At 43.3% G+C, this 15,180-nt stretch carries 16 protein-coding genes, 1 tRNA gene and 1 pseudogene; 9 read left to right on the top strand and 9 right to left on the bottom strand.

Annotation, left to right across the window (positions count from 1 at the left end; genetic code table 11):
* Positions 1 to 2: 2 nt before the first annotated feature.
* Together speD and RE469_08285 are read right to left on the bottom strand one after the other, a co-directional pair.
* Positions 3 to 401: an adenosylmethionine decarboxylase gene (gene speD / locus RE469_08290; GenBank protein ID WMT44193.1), complete on the bottom strand. Its 399-nt coding sequence runs from the start codon at positions 399 to 401 to the stop codon at positions 3 to 5.
* 176 nt (positions 402 to 577) lie between these two features.
* On the bottom strand, positions 578 to 1,345 hold the full coding sequence (locus RE469_08285) for a transcriptional regulator (protein WMT44192.1): 768 nt from the start codon (positions 1,343 to 1,345) through the stop codon (positions 578 to 580).
* A 59-nt stretch (positions 1,346 to 1,404) separates the two neighbouring features.
* Between RE469_08285 and lipB the strand changes: the two genes are divergently transcribed.
* Positions 1,405 to 2,091 carry a lipoyl(octanoyl) transferase LipB gene (gene lipB / locus RE469_08280; GenBank protein ID WMT44191.1) on the top strand — a complete coding sequence of 229 codons (687 nt, stop codon included), beginning with the start codon at positions 1,405 to 1,407 and terminating at the stop codon, positions 2,089 to 2,091.
* Here lipB and RE469_08275 read toward each other — a convergent pair.
* Positions 2,071 to 3,618 carry an aldehyde dehydrogenase family protein gene (locus tag RE469_08275; GenBank protein WMT44190.1) on the bottom strand — a complete coding sequence of 516 codons (1,548 nt, stop codon included), beginning with the start codon at positions 3,616 to 3,618 and terminating at the stop codon, positions 2,071 to 2,073. The genes lipB and RE469_08275 overlap by 21 nt on opposite strands.
* 190 nt (positions 3,619 to 3,808) lie before the next feature.
* Here RE469_08275 and RE469_08270 point away from each other — a divergent pair, with 190 nt between their 5' ends.
* Entirely contained in the window at positions 3,809 to 4,591 is a 783-nt protein-coding gene (locus RE469_08270) for a class I SAM-dependent methyltransferase (GenBank protein WMT44189.1), read from the top strand.
* 19 nt (positions 4,592 to 4,610) lie between these two features.
* On the opposite strand, the gene RE469_08265 is transcribed toward RE469_08270, so the two are convergent.
* Together RE469_08265 and RE469_08260 are read right to left on the bottom strand one after the other, a co-directional pair.
* Positions 4,611 to 5,339 carry an SDR family oxidoreductase gene (locus RE469_08265; GenBank protein WMT44188.1) on the bottom strand — a complete coding sequence of 243 codons (729 nt, stop codon included), beginning with the start codon at positions 5,337 to 5,339 and terminating at the stop codon, positions 4,611 to 4,613.
* Between the two features lie 112 nt (positions 5,340 to 5,451).
* Positions 5,452 to 6,384, bottom strand: coding sequence for an asparagine synthetase A (locus RE469_08260; protein ID WMT44187.1), 933 nt, complete (start codon positions 6,382 to 6,384; stop codon positions 5,452 to 5,454).
* 130 nt (positions 6,385 to 6,514) lie between these two features.
* Between RE469_08260 and RE469_08255 the strand changes: the two genes are divergently transcribed.
* Positions 6,515 to 6,946, top strand: a complete 432-nt coding sequence (locus RE469_08255; GenBank protein WMT44186.1) for an Lrp/AsnC family transcriptional regulator — start codon at positions 6,515 to 6,517, stop codon at positions 6,944 to 6,946.
* Here RE469_08255 and RE469_08250 read toward each other — a convergent pair.
* The 3 genes from RE469_08250 to RE469_08240 all read right to left on the bottom strand — a co-directional run bounded on the left by RE469_08250 (position 6,932) and on the right by RE469_08240 (position 9,141).
* Positions 6,932 to 8,110, bottom strand: coding sequence for a cation:proton antiporter (locus RE469_08250; GenBank protein WMT44185.1), 1,179 nt, complete (start codon positions 8,108 to 8,110; stop codon positions 6,932 to 6,934). The two genes, RE469_08255 and RE469_08250, sit on opposite strands and share 15 nt — an antisense overlap.
* Positions 8,111 to 8,160: 50 nt before the next feature.
* On the bottom strand, positions 8,161 to 8,508 hold the full coding sequence (locus RE469_08245) for a hypothetical protein (protein ID WMT44184.1): 348 nt from the start codon (positions 8,506 to 8,508) through the stop codon (positions 8,161 to 8,163).
* A 357-nt stretch (positions 8,509 to 8,865) separates the two neighbouring features.
* Positions 8,866 to 9,141, bottom strand: coding sequence for a hypothetical protein (locus RE469_08240; protein WMT44183.1), 276 nt, complete (start codon positions 9,139 to 9,141; stop codon positions 8,866 to 8,868).
* A 330-nt stretch (positions 9,142 to 9,471) separates the two neighbouring features.
* On the opposite strand from RE469_08240, the gene RE469_08235 reads away from it, so the two are divergent.
* The 6 genes and pseudogenes from RE469_08235 to RE469_08210 all read left to right on the top strand — a co-directional run bounded on the left by RE469_08235 (position 9,472) and on the right by RE469_08210 (position 14,818).
* Complete coding sequence (locus RE469_08235; protein WMT44182.1) at positions 9,472 to 9,687, top strand: hypothetical protein; 216 nt, start codon at positions 9,472 to 9,474, stop codon at positions 9,685 to 9,687.
* A gap of 263 nt (positions 9,688 to 9,950) precedes the next feature.
* Positions 9,951 to 10,124 (top strand): hypothetical protein, encoded by a 174-nt coding sequence (locus RE469_08230; protein WMT44181.1) that lies wholly within the window; start codon positions 9,951 to 9,953, stop codon positions 10,122 to 10,124.
* Positions 10,125 to 10,191: 67 nt separating this feature from the next.
* The gene (locus RE469_08225; GenBank protein ID WMT44180.1) at positions 10,192 to 11,472 is read left to right on the top strand and encodes an MFS transporter; all 1,281 of its coding nucleotides are present in this window, start codon (positions 10,192 to 10,194) and stop codon (positions 11,470 to 11,472) included.
* A gap of 305 nt (positions 11,473 to 11,777) precedes the next feature.
* Positions 11,778 to 12,683: pseudogene (locus tag RE469_08220) on the top strand (aldo/keto reductase).
* 113 nt (positions 12,684 to 12,796) lie between these two features.
* Entirely contained in the window at positions 12,797 to 14,455 is a 1,659-nt protein-coding gene (gene ilvD / locus RE469_08215) for a dihydroxy-acid dehydratase (protein WMT44179.1), read from the top strand.
* A gap of 204 nt (positions 14,456 to 14,659) precedes the next feature.
* Positions 14,660 to 14,818 (top strand): hypothetical protein, encoded by a 159-nt coding sequence (locus RE469_08210; protein ID WMT44178.1) that lies wholly within the window; start codon positions 14,660 to 14,662, stop codon positions 14,816 to 14,818.
* A gap of 211 nt (positions 14,819 to 15,029) precedes the next feature.
* On the opposite strand, the gene RE469_08205 is transcribed toward RE469_08210, so the two are convergent.
* Positions 15,030 to 15,101 (bottom strand) — tRNA-Ala (locus RE469_08205).
* Between the last annotated feature and the right edge of the window lie 79 nt (positions 15,102 to 15,180).

Raw genomic sequence — 15,180 nt, 5'->3', positions numbered from 1 at the left:
TATCACAGAATCACAAGCTGCTGGGGTTTCTCCACCGTAAGTTCTTCAGTGACTGACACGCCTCTCCGTAACCTCTTGCAATCCATGGTATCCGGTTTAAGCTGATCCACGATATAATCAAAAGCAGTTTCGGCTCCCTTTGGATCGCCACATGTATATATATCCAGTGTTACAAGACCATGTTCAGGCCACGTGTGAAAGGAAAGGTGCGACTCAGCCAGGAGCACCACGCCACTTGCCCCCTGTGGCTGAAACTGGTAATAATCCGAGGATATCTTTGTAAGACTTCCTGCTCTTACTGCATTTTCGATAACTGGATATAAGCTATCGACCTTTGATATTACATCTGGATCCACACCGTACAAGTCCGCTAAAATCTGAAAGCCTACTGCCACTACCATCTTCCTCCATATTTTTCACCTACTGGTTGACGATCCCTCGTATTAAAGTGTTATATTTAAATATTTATCCGATCCTGAATTTTTAATAAAATTCCACATTGAAGATATAATAGGACAATTCAAATGCCCGTTATAAATATTGCTACTAAAATTTATCTACTATTATATTTGTAATATCACAAATATTTTATCCTGACGTTTACATCCCTGTACCTGTTCTGCAGGTCCTTTATGTCGGAAATTAAGTAATGGAAGCGCCTGTTTGACACAAGTACAGTGGAACTTACCCCTCTGATACCTGCCTCAAACGCTGAATGTATGGATGCGTATTCCAGGTCAGGTATTATGCCGGATTTCCTGCAGATCACGTATGCCTCCTCCCCTATGCTGCCCAACAGTGTTTTGCCGTTTTCATGCAATTCACCGGTGATGGAATTAAGATCAAGATTTTTACTTAAATTTTCAGCATCCGGAAGCACGATAACTGAAACTGTGCCAATTTTGACATTTATTATGCCGTTAATTGATGTGACTGCAACAATATCGCCGTCTTCTGCATCGTTTCTCGACCTGCCGGTAGCACCTTTGCCCGGTGACGCAGAAGCATAAAGGTATCCATCCCTCATTTCAAGTCTCACCTCGTCTCCGGATGCGATTCTGCCGGAGGCAATGGCTTCCCACGTCACCACATCGTCAAGACGCGCAATGCTCTGTGAGACAAAGTCCCTCATGCTGGAAAGGCCCGTATCAAGGAAATTGAAGCCTTCCTTGGTTATGTTGCCGCCGGAATCTATAAGGCCTTTCCCGGCCATAATCTTCATGTGGTACTGCACACCCTGCACGGTTATTCCAATGTTCTTGGCTATGGCGGAAGGCTTTTTTTCACCATCAAATATGTGAAGCAATATCATGATCTGCGTCAGGGTTCCCTGATCCGGAAGCATTTATGGATATGGAAACATCAACATATTAGATTGATCTTCCATCAGTAAGCGGTGCATGCATGATAGCCAATGATCTTATTATTGCCGATATAGGGTATGGAGAATACAAGGAAGTGCTGGAACTCCAGAGGTCGCTGAACAGAGCAAGGAACCAGGATGCCATACCGGATGTTCTGATTGCCGTTAGCCATCCGCACGTATACACCATGGGCATTCACAGAAACCCTGATGAGATACTTGACCCGAATCTGGAGGTATTCCAGGTGGAGAGGGGCGGATCAGCAACGTATCATGGACCAGGGCAGATTGTCATTTACTTCATAATTAATCTCAGGGATCGCCAGATGAACATAAGAGACCTGATAATCACCATCGAAGGGGCCATATCCCATACACTGAAACACTATGGCATCTCTTCGGAAGGCAGGCTCCATGGGGAGACTGGAGTCTGGGTAGGGAACAGGAAAATTTGTTCTGTTGGCCTCGCCATAAACGGGTTTTCAACCCTGCATGGAATTGCACTGAACGTTAACACTGACATGGCAAGATTTGATGTAATAATGCCATGCGGGATGACATCAGAAATTATGACCAGCCTCCAGCGTGAAACTGGCAGCATTCAGGATGAAAAGGAGGTGAAAATGATCCTCCTGAAGAGCCTCTCAGAATCCCTCAAAGTTCAGGAACCACTGACCTTGAATAAAATTGAAGAGTTAAGAGAAATATTAATGGGCAATGGTCTGTGACTGCTCCCTTAAGAACTGTGGAAGGTAATAATAGGAGCCGGTTCCCTTGCCACTGCTCCCACTGAGCTTCCAGCCAACGAAAGGCTGAGATCCAACCATTGCACCCGTGCTTGCGCCCCTGGCCCTGTTGGCATATATTACTCCCACATCCACGTTGTTGAAATAATACTGGATTTCCTCATAGTCTTCCGTGAATATGCCTCCTGTCAACCCATAGTCTGATTTGTTTATTTCATCAACTGCATCCTTGAGGTCCTTCACCTTGATGATGCCAAGTACGGGCAGGAAGAGCTCATTTTTTGCAAGATATGAGTCGCGCATCACATCCTTGAGTATTGTGGCTTCCACGTAGTAACCGGGCCTATCAAGGGCCTTGCCTCCCACAATTACGTCCCCATATTCCTTGAGCTTTGGCTCAATGGCCTTGAATTTTTCATAGGCTTCGCGGTTCACAACTGGAGTCACAAAGGCTTCCTTTTTCCTGGGGTCTTCCGGAAGCACATTTCTGGCTCTTTCCTTCAGTTTCTCTACAAACTTGTCGTACACAGCCTCATGGACATATGCAAGTGATGTAGCACTGCATTTCTGCCCTGAAAATCCAAAAGCCCCACGGAATATTCCTTCAACCGCCTTATCAAGATCAGCCCTGGATGTAACTATGACCGCATCTTTCCCACCCATTTCAGTGATTACAGGCTTGGGTCTCTTTTCCTGGGCGCGGTGGTATATATCCATGCCTACTTCCCGTGATCCTGTGAAAACTATGCCCGAAACGAGATCGCTTTCAACCACATATTTCCCCACAACTCTTCCGGATCCGGTGATGACAGCCAGTGCTTCCTTGGGAACACCGGATTCATGGAGTATTTTCACGGTAAGGTAAGTGGATATTGGAATATCGCTTGAAGACTTCAGCAGCACTGCGTTTCCAACTGTAAGAGGACCGGCCGTCATGCCAACCGTTATGGCATAGAAGTTGAAGGGCGGAATTACGGCAAACACGCCATATGGTTTCATGACGCTGAAACTTTCCTCGTTGTCGTATCCCTTTCCGCTCAGCTTGTGAAATCCCTGGTTCTCTATCATGTTAATGGCGTAATATCTCAGGAAATCAATACCTTCATCCACGTCAGCCATGGCCTCTGTTCTGTTCTTCCCGTTTTCGTACGCAAGAAGAGCTGATATGAGGTACTTCTGCCTGGAAATCTCATCCGCAGCCTTGAGCATAATCCTGGCTCTCTCAACATAGCCTAGCTCGTACCATTTTTTCCATGAGGAATGAAGCATTTCCAGAGCCCTGTTTATGTTTTCTGGCGATGCCATCTGAAAAGTCGCAATCTCTTTTCCATCTATTGGGCTTATGTCTTTTATCTTCTCTTTTTCAATTATTTCCTTGCCTATGATATTGGGGTACTCCTTGTGAAGATATTTTTCAGCTTCCTTGAGTGCCTCTTCATAGAGTCTGTGGAATTCAGCCTCTTTGCCTGCCTTCTGCATCCTTACATAGGTTATCTCATTCTGGAACATGATACAGAATACTTTCTACGTACTTTAAAAATTCTTAACACCTGCCACCCATAGGCATTACCAAAACGGAGAGAAGGTTAGTTGGAATTTTCACCGGTGAGCTAGAGGCTCTGCCCGAAAAGGGGACCCGAACTTCATGGATAGATAACCAGTGAGAAGAATTTTAAGAAACTGTATGGGATGCGGTGTCATGGTGGTGGAGGATGACCGGAAGCGCATTGTTGTTGAACAGTTTGGAAAAAAGGCCAGGGAGTATGTGGAAAGCCGTGGTCATGCGCAGGGGTTGGATCTCCAGAGAATAATTGAATGGATACATCCCGAGAAGGACTGGAAGGCACTTGACATTGCAACTGGAGGGGGCCATGTGGCCAGAACTCTTCATCCTCATGTTGGTCTTGTAATTGCCACCGATCTGACATGGAATATGCTCACGGCTGCTAGAGAGGCCAATGTGAAAGCTGGAGCAGACGATGTAATTTATCTGATGGCTGATGCCGAAAATTTACCCTTCCTTGATGAAACCTTTGACATTGTAACGTGCCGCATCGCTCCCCATCATTTCACTGATAAGGGTGCCTTTGTCAGGGAAGTCTCCCGGGTCCTGAAAAACAAGGGCATCTTCATCATGATAGATAACGTGGTTCCAGGCGATACAGAGCTTGGAATGCTAATGAACACCTTCGAGAAGATGAGGGATAGAAGCCACGTTGAATGTGCCTCAGTGGAAGAATGGAAATCCATGCTGGCAGGGAGCAATCTTGAGATCTTGAAAGAAGAAGTTGAAAAAAAGATGTACTCATTCAAGGAGTGGGTTGCAAGAACGGCAGAAAGCAAAGAGCAGATTGCGCAAACTGAGAATTTTATAAAAGGCATGACTGAACGTGCACTTGACTATTTCCAGGTGAGAACTGACCATAACGAAATTATCAGCCTGAAGGTGGATCAGTGGATGGTGATGGCCAGAAGAAAATGAATCCAGCCAGTAATAAAAATCAGAATGAGTTCAGTCCACGGTCAACGTTGATGCACTGGCCGTCTATTCCAAGGGACATTTCACTGGCCAAAAATGCTGAAACCATTGCAACCTCGATTGGCTCCAATTCCTTTCGTTCTGAGAGCTTTGTGAAATTGAAGGGAAAAACTTTGTAGTAGGTGTCCTCCTTCCCAACTGAACCTGGCATTACGGCATTGACCCTGATATTGTACTGGCGCAGAGTCTCGGCGGATTTCCTCACAAGCTCTTCAATAGCGGACTTGGAAACGTTGTAAGCCAGATCGTTACCTTGGAATATGTATCTTGAAGCCCCCACCAGGACAATCGAGCCACCGGCAGGCTTCATCGGCTGTGAAAACGTTCTGATCACTGACAGGTGCGATGACAGGTTAATGTGCAGTATCCTTTCGAAATCATTTACCTCCGGAAATTCTCCCTTCAGTTTTTCCCAGACACCAACATTGGAAACAACAAAATCTATTCCGCCATAGTCTGCAATTATCCTGTCCCGGACCGCCACCAGTTGCTTCTCGTCAGTTGCATCTGCTTTGTATGCCTTTATTGTGGAGGATGGCACCAGTCCGTAGGTATTTCCGCTTCTTGAAACCATTGCCACCTTGGCACCAAAGTTTATGAACATTCTTACGGTTGATATGCCCTGGCCCGGTCCCACGCCAATTATCACAGCAACCTTGCCTGCCATGGAATCCCTGATTAAATCTACCATGAATGGCTATTCATAAATCATATTTAATACACATTCTCGTGTACTTTATTTTAAATGGCGATTAAATTGAAAATAATGGAAGAAACAAGTTCCATTTGCAGCTTTACGGCAGTCAGACAGATACCTTTCCGGGTACCTTTGGAAACGGGTGAACATCCTCAATTCTCTCAAATCCGCAGATATACCTTACCAGCCTTTCTATGCCAATTCCAAAGCCTGTTGACAGCTCCAGCCCCTCCCTGGCAAATTCCAGGAACCACTTGAATTGCTCATAGGTCTGCCCTTTCCTGCGAATCCTTTCCATTATTCTGTCCAGATCAAATTCTCTCTCTCCTCCTGAAAGCGCCTCGCAGTATCCTTCCGGATAGATGAGGTCCATGTCATTCAGAATACCAGGGAAAACATCGCTTTCCCGATCATAGAATTCCCTTTCCTTAAGCGGTATGTCCACTATCCAGAACGGCTCTTTTGCATCCTTTGAAAGGATCGTTTCGAATTCAGATCCGTATTTTTCTGCGGCTTCCTCAAATTTATATCTTTTGAAGGGCGCACGGGGAACACTGAGGCTTCTCCCAAGATCATGCAGGTCCTGAGCATGTTTCTCAATGACTTTCTCCAGGGTGTGAATGAAAAGCTCTTCGCCAAGTTTAATGAGGTCTTCCCTTGTGGCTCCCTTCACCTCCAGATCCAGCTGGGTAAACTCAAGAAGATGCCTACCGGTCCTGGCCTTTTCAGGCATTTCCAGCCGGATGTTGGGTGAGAATGCGAAAATCTTTGGAAACTTCTGCACAATTATCTGCTTGTGGAATATCATGCTCTTGGTGAGAGCATATCTCGTTCCTTCATATTCGAATGACGGATCATACACGGGATGGTTGAGCGGATCAGTTACGGTGGAGAAGATCACAGGAGGAATCTCTATAAATCCTCTATCTCTGAGAAATTCACCCATTGCTGCCCTGACGGTTGTGTTGACCTTCAGTGCTGCTTCCAGTTTTTTATCGCTGAGATGCTCCATAAGTTCTGAAACTATTTCCGTTTCCATATAATGTTAATTTAATCTCATATAAGAACACTTGTCCACATACTTGGACATTACGTTATCTCACGTCGTATTAAATTAAATTACATGGACATAATGTCTACTTTTAAATACTACCATGAAATTAACTGGCATGGACGCAAAGGATCAGAGGATCTTTCAGTACCTGGTGGATCACGGAAGAGACAAGATATCGGATATCTCAAAAGAACTTGACATACCTCGTGTCACCGTCTACGAGAGAATCCAGGGGATGGTGAAAGAGGGAGTAATAAAAAAATTCACTATAGTTCCGGACTACAAGGCCATCGGCCTGCCAGTTGTTTCATTCATATTTGTGTCATTCAGCCCTGCCGCCGGAGTAACGCAGAGACAGCTGGCTGAGAAAATTTCCAGGTTCAGGGAAGTTGAAGAGGTCTACATAATAGCCGGAGCCTGGGACATGATGGTGAAGATAAGATCATCCACAGTGGAAGATGTTGGAAACTTTGTGCTGGATAAGCTGAGGGCTACCGAAGGCGTAGAGAAGACGGAGACCGTTTCAGTTTTTTCAGTAGTAAAGTAATTCTGAGGCCTCCTCCGGTATATGTATGTCCTTCTTCGTAACCAGAGGGGGCAGGCACGTTGATATGATCAATGTTGCAAATACAGCCACGGAAAACAAACCTCTCGTGATTATTCCTGAACTCAGGGCCACTGTTGCAATGACAATGCCCACAGCCCCACGACCTCCCAGGATACCGACGCCTGTCTTTGCACTTATGTGCTCAAACACGGTTCTACCGTAAATGTAGTCAAGAGGTACGGAAATGGCAATTCCAACTGCCACAAGAGCGAACATCAGATAGACTGAATCCCGGGGAGGAAAAATACTGTTCAGGCCTGCAATGGCAAAGAAGATGGGAATGAAGAAGCTGTCGTTTATCCTTGATAGAGTCCTTGTAAGAATTCCCTGAAGTTCTCGACCCACGACAACTTCACTTATGATTATTCCTGCAAAAAATGCCCCAAGAACATAAGTTATGCCTATAATCTCGAAAATACTGGCTATTATGAGCCCGGAAAGGATTATAGATCCAAATATGATCTTCTCACCACGCTCAGTGGCATGGAGCCTGGTAAACAATTCAACAACCAGTTTTGAGTGTTTCCTCACTTCCATGTCCAGCGTGAAGAAAAGAATCATGAAGATCACTATTCCGGGGACTTCATAATAGACTGCCTTGGGATTTAAAAATATTGACGCCACTGCAAAGGCAATTATATCAGTGATTACAACACTTGCAAGTATGATGTGCCCTGCCCTTACCCGGAGCATGTCATAATCCCTCAATATAACAGACACTATGGAGATTGATGGGACTCCAACTGCAACTGATAGGACGATGGCACTGATATAGCCCAGGTGAAAAACCATCGTTGAAACTATTACCATTGCCACGACTGGAATGATGAAGCTGGTTGCTGTGAAAACCATTGCTGGTTTGTAGTTCTTTATAAGCGAATCTGTGGTTGCCTCTATACCGATAAGAAGAACAATGAAGAACAGCGCGACCTCAGATATGCCGCTAAATACCTGATTTGGACTCACTATTCCAAGGACTGCCGGACCCAGGATTAGACCTGTTAGGAGTTCACCCACTACCGAAGGAATTCCCACTCTATTCAGCAGCTCACCGGCCACAAGTGCCACGAATAGCAGGACAAAAATTGAGGATATAAGAGTCATCAGCCTTCTCTTGAACTCCTATCTGCTTATATAAATTTCCGGAAGGCTATTCACAATACTACCAGAAGAAATATGGCTATTGCAGTAACAATAACTGCTGCGCCGATGATGTAGTAAAGCCGGGTGCTGTACCTTCTCTTTGGAATACCGAACTCATCGTATTCATACCCACTGCTGTAGTTCCTATTATCTGAAGGTTTCTCTGATGTATACGTATCAGCATCTGGCTGGGGATTTCCATAATTCCTGTTTCCAGTTGACCTTGATCTTCTTCCGCCTATCCAGAAGAACGGGATGAAGAAGAAAAATGGTATAAAGTCAGTGTCGCCTGCGTACTTTGGAAGAAAGTATGGAATAAGGAAATCCAGCGTTATGAATATGGCTATGTACACTGCCAAAATTATCCACCTAAGGTTCCTTCTTGCCATACAATAACTGTCGGTTAATTCAAAAGTCACTAATAATCATGACGCCGGATCGCCATTATCTCTAAAAAAGTGCTCAAATCAAGGGTTCTAATAATAGCCCCATATTTTTGGCTGAGCTACTTACCTTCATCCTTATAGTATGATAGCTGCCAACATGGATCATAAAGCTACAGGAACGGGCGACACATATATCTCATAAATTATCTCCGGCAATTATGAAAGACGTTAGCCAATATGGGCAGTTTCTTCCTTATTTCTATTTCTTTATTGCCCCTGACTTTCTTGTATGGTGCAGCAAACCCGAATTTAAACTCTTCTTGGATTTATTCATTCAAGCCAAATTCTCTCTACCTTCCATATCTCTTCCACGTTTATTATGAGGCAGAGTCCATTTTCTGCTCTGACCCGCAAAGCAACGTCGTTATAGGCCTCCATGCGAGCCTCAAATGGCTCAGTCACTTCGTAGATTTCGCCTGAGCCTGTTTTGCAGGGGTAAGCCCTAGTTCTTACGCCCTGACTGTTATCTGGTTGCATAGGGTATATCCTGATCATATCGCCTCTTTGCACCCGCCTCATCAGATCAAGAAAAATACCCTCATTCATTGCGTTAGTCTTCAAGTGTCCTAAATCATTTAAATTTTCTAGTTCAAGAATGCGAAATATCATCCTAACTTAAACTAGTATAGCGTTTCCATAGTAATGTTATTATTAATACTCTATCTTAATATGTTACTATTGTGTTTAAGAAATCAAAAGGTGCACTGAAACTATCTAGCGATGAGGGGGGCGATGCTGAAGAGAATTTCAGCATCAATGATCGATGAAGCAAGGACTGTTGAGAGGTCAGAGGCCCTCTTCCTGTATGCATAATGCGAGAAGTGAGATAATATAGCCGAATCACTTTCCATCAACAAGCAGAAGGTATGCCAGATAATGAACAGAGCTCTTGCACTGGGCATCGATTCTCTCATGCATGATACCAGGAGACTAGGAAAATCCAGAAGCCTCAGTGATCTCACAACGTCATACCTTATAGGGATTGCATGCATAAAACCTTCCGATCTAAGCCAAAGATCTAAAATGTGGACGAACAGATCACTCACGGAATATATAAGGGAAAATGCACTTGAAGAGTATGATCTTGTATAACATTTTAGCCAGTTCTGATTCCATGAACTGGCCAGGGATACGTGTTTTTGATCTTGAGTATAACTCCTCGTGGCTCAGCATGCGTCTCCCTTCCTTCATTCCGTACCCGGATGGGATGTTGCGCCATCACTGAAAGTTATGGGATAAAACCGTATTTCCTCCTAAAGACGAAATCAATATTCCGTGCTAAGGGAATAAAATCATGGAAGAAGATGCTTTACAGTTTCACGGATGACACTTAGAAATGGCTGGATGAATATCACATGCGATCAATACTAGAATCTGTGAACCCGATGATGAAGAAGGTGCCCGTAAATGTAAGGAAGAAGCAGCCTTTTAGAAAGAATACAGAAGAAATACTGGAGATCGACACGCACAACCTGGGGCATACGGGCTCGAGGATGGTAAAAGATTACAGGGAACTGTACCTTAAATAATAGTATCCATCGGCATGAAATATTACGATGTCGCAAAATTCATATATCATTAGCTTATATTTTTCGCATGGAAAACCAGATAGCAGTATTGAAGTCCTCGAGAACTAGTAGATATTTAAGAATTGCACCTATACTTTTTTTTCTATACGTTGTAAATTTTCTTGATCGAGTGAACCTTTCATACGGTATCGATGCCGGAATGTTTAAAGATATAGGAGCACCTGCAAGCAGTGCGTCTTTAATTGCAGGCATTGCATCTGCTCTCTTCTTTGTAGCATATGCAATCCCGCAAGTATTTACAACTTTGCAGATTAACAACGTTGGTATCCGAAAGATATTTGCTGGAGCTTTCACGGCCTGGGGCATAATTACTATATTAACTGGCTTTGTACAAAATGTCCCAGAGATGTATGCACTCAGGTTCATACTCGGACTTGCTGAGGCTCCTTTCTATTCGGGTGTTATGTTCTTTATGGGTATCTGGTTTGCAAAAAGCGAGAGGGGCCTTGCTAATGGATATTTCAATGCTGCTATCCCTGTTGCTGGCATATTTGGCGGTCTAATTGCCGGTGGAATATTCACAGCATACGGGAATGATCCCGGCTGGAGATATCTTTTCATTTTCGAGGGTATTCTCGCATTGGTATCAGTTGTAATCCTGTGGTTTACGATTAATGATTTTCCGGAAGATGCTAAATGGCTTAAGGATGACCAGAAAAAAGCTCTTGAATCTGAATTGGCTAAGGAAGAAGCAGATAAGCCCATTAAGTCATCATGGAAGGAGGCATTGATTGAAAGGGATGTTCTTCTCCTAGTGCTTGTTTACTTCCTTGGTGTAACTGGGCTTTATGGATACACGATCTGGTTACCATCAATAATAAGTTCTTTTGCGCACGTGAGCGCTGCCACATCCAGTTTTCTTTCAGATATACCTTATGTTGTCGCTGCTATTGCGTTAATATTTATATTAAGATATTCAGATAAAAAAGGTAATAGAAAACGTCTTACAGCTGCAGTATTCTTTGTTGCTGCCGGTGGGCTTGCACTAAGCGCATTTCTCATATCAAACGTAGTTGTTTCCTTTATCTTTTTCACAATCTCTGCGATTGGCATTTTCAGCTTCCTTCCAGTGTTCTGGAACATTCCACAGGAATCCTTGAAAAGAGAAAGTTCTGCCGCCTCCATAGGTCTTATCAACGGAATTGGAAATCTGGGAGGTGTGGTTGGGCCTATTCTCGTTGGCGGACTTGAAAGCTATACACATTCATTTGTCAGTGGTGTATATGCTATGGCATTTTTTGTGCTTGTAGCTGGTATAGCTGTACTGATAGTGAGAAATTCTCGCTAGGGAGCAATAAAAGTATTTACCATTTTATTTTCTAATATATTTATTTTACTCAAAATAATACAAATAGCGCTTTTAAATCACAAAGAATAGACGTTCATATACCTTGTATAGTCTGTCTTTCCAGTTCCAATTCCACGAAGTGGCTAGAGATTTTTCGCTTGGATCCTGATTGCAATTCTGCGTGAATAACCAAGCTAGCATTTTTAAAAACAAAAGTCTATATTAAGAGAGCAGTTGATAGATTCATAATGAGGTACATGCATCTCGGCAAAACAGATCTAAAAGTTTCCTAGGTCTGCCTTGGAGGAATGTCATTTGGGTCTTCAGGATGGATGGTTAATTCTGAGGACGCGAAGACCATACTTAAGAAAGCCTCTGACTTGGGGATAAATTATATCGATACTGCAAATATTTACTCCGCGGGTGAATCCGAGAAGATAATCGGTGAGTTCATAAAAGATGAGCGTGAGGAATTTATCATTTCAACGAAAGTAGGTGGGAAAATAAGTGAAAAACACCATGGGTTTGCAAGAAGAGAAGTAGAATTTGAGCTGAATTTATCCTTGAAGAGATTAAGGACAGATTACATTGATATATATTTGTCACACACCTGGTTTGACGGGTTGGATACTGTGGATATCCTGAAAACTTTCAGCAGATACGTGGAAATTAATAAGATTGGTTACTTCGGTCTGAGCAATATAAAAGGATATCAACTCGCTGAAATAGACCGTTTTGCGGAAGACAAGGATTTGGCAAGGCCGCAAATCGTGCAAAACCATTATAACGCAATCTATAGGGAAGATGAACGTGAAGTGATTCCTTACTGTATTAATAAAGGGATATCTTTCTCCGCTTTCAGTCCACTGGCAGCGGGTTTTCTCTCTGGAAAATATGAGCGCGGGATCGCGCCAAAATCGATTCGATCAAAGGAATACTCCGTAATGCTCGACAGATACTTTAAGGAAAACGATTTTGATGTCCTAGATGATATAAGAGCTATAGCAAAGGAACAGTCTGCCACAGAATATGCCATCTCGCTTGCGTATGTATTACAAAAAAAGTTTATTCCTGTTGTTGGGGTTTCCAAGAAAAAACATTTGGATGATGTTGCTACGGCCCTAGAGATATCACTAACAGATGACCAAGTAAAGAGAATTGAAAAGCATTACTTGCCTCACAGATTAGAAATGGGTACAGCGGGTTATTGAATCCATATTTTCAGACACTTTCTGGATTAGACTTTTTATTGGGTATTTAAGAAAATACTTATTTTGCCACATTTTAGGCAAAAGTTAACTAACCTTTATGTTAATATATATTCATGGATTTCGTAGATTATTATAGTGGACCTGAAAAGGCCCCAAATAGGGCCTTCATGAAAGCTATGGGTCTTTCGGACACTGATCTGGAAAAACCCCTTGTCGGTGTAGGCGTTGCTTGGAGTGAGACAGGACCCTGCAACATACATGCAATGGGACTTGGATACCGCGCAAAAGAAGGCGTAAACTCATCAGGTTCCACACCACGGATGTTTGTAACTCCGCTTGTGATAGATGGGATTGCAATGGGAAACGAGGGCATGAAATTTTCGCTTCCAAGCCGTGAAGTAGTGGCAAATACAGTAGAACTGACCATACGGGGTCATGGGTACCATGGTTTCGTTGGGATATCTGGTTGCGATAAGACAACTCCCGGTATGATCATGGCTGCTGCAAGGATGAATATTCCATCAATAGTAATGTATGGCGGCTCAACTCTCCCTGGAATATACAACAATGAGAAGATAGCCATAGGAGAGGTGTTCGAAGCGGTGGGCAAATACGAAGCGGGCAATATGTCAAAGGAAGAACTGAGTTATATGGAAAGTGTTGCTATCCCAACTGCTGGCGCATGTGGTGGCTTGTATACTGCCAACACCATGGCGTTTCTGACAGAAGCACTGGGTATTGCTTTACCTGGAAGTGCAGCGCCTCCTGCTATAGAAGGTGGCAAGGCAAAGTTTGCGTTTGAAACAGGAAAGCAGATTTCATCCCTGCTTGAACTTGGCATTAAGGCAAGAGACATCCTTCAGTATGATGCTTTTGAAAACGCCATCACAGTGCTAATGGCCTCAGGTGGTTCGACTAACGGCGTGCTTCATCTTTTAGCAATAGCGCATGAAGCGAATATAAAGCTGTCAGTGGATGATTTTGAACGAATTGGTAACAGAACACCAGAAATTGTTAACATGAAGCCAGGTGGAAAATATACAATGGCAGAGCTTTATGATGTTGGTGGAGTTCCACTTGTGATCAAAAAACTGCTGAAGGCGGGGCTCCTTCATGAAGGTTCTCTGACAGTCACAGGGAAGACACTCGGAGAAAATATGCAAACTTTTCAGGTGCATACCATCGCGCAGGATGTGGTAATGGAAATAGATAAGCCATTGAGTTCTACGGGCGGACTCAAAATATTACGGGGCAATCTTGCACCAGATGGCTCAGTATTTAAGGTCTCTGCAACAAAAGTTCGTGTACATGAGGGTCCGGCTAAGGTCTATAACTCAGAAGAAGAAGCATTCTCTGCAGTTAAAAATGATGAAATTCGGAAAGGAGATGTTATAATCATTAGATATGAAGGCCCAAGGGGAGGTCCGGGGATGCGAGAAATGCTTGCGGTAACGTCAGCAGTTGTCGGAAGAGGAATGGATAAAGATGTTGCCCTAGTTACCGATGGCAGATTTTCTGGAGCAACAAGAGGCATAATGATCGGACACGTTTCTCCTGAAGCGCAGGCTGGTGGACCTATAGCTATAGTAAAAGATGGTGATCTAATTGCTATAGATGGAAACATTGGAAAACTTGAAATTAAGCTGTCCGATGAAGAAATTGCACGCAGACTTGCACAGTGGAAACCAAAGAAAGAAAAATACACATCTGGATACCTCCATCAGTACTCAAAGTTGGTTGGAAGCGCATCATACGGGGCTATAATGGAATAACCCGATTCTTAACCGATAGGTATTTTAAGAGTGTTTCTCAATCATTTCCGGACAATTGCAAATCAAAGATTTGTTCTCTGAAATACAGGTGACCAGGCAGGTGAAAAGACCCTAGAATAAAACTTAGCTAGAAGCAGTGGTGACAGATATAAATCCGGGAAAAACTCTGTTATGGAAATTCGAATATATTTTTGTGTTCTGCTTATGAAAGACAGGAAACTGACTGCCGTATTTATAGACTTTGAGAGTTTTTTCTTCTTCCTCGTCGTGCTTTATGAGATGACACCTCAGGATGCCAGTAAAGTTGTTGTGGCCATTCTTGCATCCCAGCTTGAGAAGGATAGTATACTGAATTTTGTGTAAGTCCCATATTAATGGAAACATGTCTTGAGATTTCATGAAAAAGAAGGGGACTGCACTGTATCTAGATCGGTGGACTTTTCCATAAGTATTGAACAACTCACCGTTTAACTAATGTTCACTGAATATTGTATCTCACAATCATGATTTTATATGAATAAATAAAGTAAGAAAAATGGTTATGGTGTGCAAACATACTGAATTTCTGTAAATGTGGACCGGAGGGGATTTGAACCCCTGGCCTCTTCCATGCCAAGGAAGCGATCTACCTCTGATCTACCGGCCCGGATGTCTGTTGAAAAGACAGACCAGCCCTGATTGAGAAAATGCCTATAAATATTATCCTAAAGGTTTCCATGAAATGC

This window comes from Cuniculiplasma divulgatum (assembly GCA_031200235.1).
GTDB lineage: Archaea > Thermoplasmatota > Thermoplasmata > Thermoplasmatales > Thermoplasmataceae > UBA509.
Note: the sequence above shows the minus strand (reverse complement) of the source record. Positions and strands in the feature narration are given on the sequence as shown.

Bases quoted from the DNA above. Each gene is read 5' to 3' on its own strand.
- speD (WMT44193.1), bottom strand. From the start codon at position 401: ATGGTAGTGGCAGTAGGCTTTCAGATTTTAGCGGACTTGTACGGTGTG.
- RE469_08285 (WMT44192.1), bottom strand. From the start codon at position 1,345: ATGCTTCCGGATCAGGGAACCCTGACGCAGATCATGATATTGCTTCAC.
- lipB (WMT44191.1), top strand. From the start codon at position 1,405: ATGATAGCCAATGATCTTATTATTGCCGATATAGGGTATGGAGAATAC.
- RE469_08275 (WMT44190.1), bottom strand. From the start codon at position 3,618: ATGTTCCAGAATGAGATAACCTATGTAAGGATGCAGAAGGCAGGCAAA.
- RE469_08270 (WMT44189.1), top strand. From the start codon at position 3,809: ATGGTGGTGGAGGATGACCGGAAGCGCATTGTTGTTGAACAGTTTGGA.
- RE469_08265 (WMT44188.1), bottom strand. From the start codon at position 5,339: ATGGTAGATTTAATCAGGGATTCCATGGCAGGCAAGGTTGCTGTGATA.
- RE469_08260 (WMT44187.1), bottom strand. From the start codon at position 6,384: ATGGAAACGGAAATAGTTTCAGAACTTATGGAGCATCTCAGCGATAAA.
- RE469_08255 (WMT44186.1), top strand. From the start codon at position 6,515: ATGGACGCAAAGGATCAGAGGATCTTTCAGTACCTGGTGGATCACGGA.
- RE469_08250 (WMT44185.1), bottom strand. From the start codon at position 8,110: ATGACTCTTATATCCTCAATTTTTGTCCTGCTATTCGTGGCACTTGTG.
- RE469_08240 (WMT44183.1), bottom strand. From the start codon at position 9,141: ATGAATGAGGGTATTTTTCTTGATCTGATGAGGCGGGTGCAAAGAGGC.
- RE469_08235 (WMT44182.1), top strand. From the start codon at position 9,472: ATGAACAGAGCTCTTGCACTGGGCATCGATTCTCTCATGCATGATACC.
- RE469_08230 (WMT44181.1), top strand. From the start codon at position 9,951: ATGCGATCAATACTAGAATCTGTGAACCCGATGATGAAGAAGGTGCCC.
- RE469_08225 (WMT44180.1), top strand. From the start codon at position 10,192: ATGGAAAACCAGATAGCAGTATTGAAGTCCTCGAGAACTAGTAGATAT.
- ilvD (WMT44179.1), top strand. From the start codon at position 12,797: ATGGATTTCGTAGATTATTATAGTGGACCTGAAAAGGCCCCAAATAGG.
- RE469_08210 (WMT44178.1), top strand. From the start codon at position 14,660: ATGAAAGACAGGAAACTGACTGCCGTATTTATAGACTTTGAGAGTTTT.